Raw genomic sequence first — 1451 nt, 5'->3', positions numbered from 1 at the left:
TGGAATGGGTAGTCGAGTGGGGACTGACCCATCGCGAGCTCGGAACAATCCGCGCTTTGGGCGTCGACGAAATCCAGTATGGCCGCGGGCACAAGTACCTCACGCTGGTGTATCAGATCGAGGCCGGTTGCGTGCGTCTGCTCTGGATCGGACAGGAGCGCACGAAGCAAAGCTTCGCCAGGTTCTTCGCCATGATCGGAACACAGCTATGTGAGAAGGTGGAATTCGTCTGTTCGGACATGTGGAAGCCTTACCTCGAGATGATCGCGTTGCATTGCCCCAATGCGCTGAATATCCTCGACCGCTTCCACATCGTGGCGAAGATGAACAAGGCGATCGATGAGGTTCGCGCCGACGAAACCCGCCGTATGAGCCGCGAGGGATATGAGCCGGTGCTCAAGAAGTCGCGCTGGTGTTTGCTTAAGCGGCGCGAGAACCTGACTGACAAACAACGGCTGCGCATGCGCGACCTGTTGCAGTACAACTTGCGCACGGTGCGCGCCTGGCTGAATATTCCACGCCAAAGTGAACAGGGATTCCACGGCAAAAAGAACACGAATTCCACGGCAAAGTTAATGCCGATTCCACGGCAAAAAGAACAGGGTTTCCACGCCATCGCGAACAGGATTTCGGGGTGGCGGCGACGCGGGTCAACGGTGGCACGATCGACGGTTTTGTCGGGAGTGCCGAATGGCAAATGTCAGGTTGACCATGCGAAAAATCAGGGAAGTGCTGCGGCTGCATTTCGAGTGTGACCGCAACCAGAGGGAGATCGCCGACGCGGTCGGTGCCTCGACAACGACGGTGTGGCATTACCTGCGCCGCACGCGGCTGGCAGGGCTGAGCTGGCCGCTGCCACCGGAGCTGCTGACGGACGACGCGGCGCTCGAGGCGAGGCTGTATCCGCCGCCGGCGCGGCGCGAGCCAACGCGAGGCATGCCGGACTGGCCGACTGTGCATCGCGAGATCGGCAGGAAAGGCGTCACGCTCGATCTGCTGTGGCAGGAATACAAGGCGCAGCATCCGGACGGCTGCGGCTACAGTTGGTTCTGCAAGGCTTACCAGGAATGGGCGCAGCGGCTTCCGGTCACGATGCGGCAAACGCACGTGCCGGGCCAGAAGCTGTTCGTCGACTATAGCGGCAAGAAGCTCGGCATCATCAACCCGGACACCGGAGAAATCCGCGAGGCCGAGCTGTTCGTCGCTGCGCTCGGCGTGTCCGGGCTTACGTTTGCGGAGCTCACCTGGACTCAGCAGCTTCCAGACTGGATCGGCTCGCACGTGCGCGCCTTCGCGTTCTATGACGGCCTAGTCGAGAAATCACCAGCTGGTGATTTGCTCACTAATCAGCAGGTTCTGGTAATGCGCAGGAGGGCGTCGGAACCGGCGCCGTTACTGGCGTTACGTCGCCGGTTCCTTCACATTACGCGTGGGCCTAAAGTGAATCTAGC

1 protein-coding gene and 1 pseudogene are annotated in these 1451 nt (G+C 60.4%); both read left to right on the top strand.

The genetic code is table 11. The features are described from left to right. A pseudogene (locus AWB68_RS44880) lies at window positions 1-509 on the top strand (transposase); the annotation flags it as partial. 181 nt (window positions 510-690) lie between these two features. Further along, window positions 691-1451: transposase (locus AWB68_RS44875; RefSeq protein WP_510183581.1), on the top strand; the 761-nt coding region annotated here is incomplete at its 3' end.

The organism is Caballeronia choica (genome assembly GCF_001544535.1).
Taxonomy (GTDB): Bacteria; Pseudomonadota; Gammaproteobacteria; order Burkholderiales; family Burkholderiaceae; genus Caballeronia; species Caballeronia choica.
Note: the sequence above shows the minus strand (reverse complement) of the source record. Positions and strands in the feature narration are given on the sequence as shown.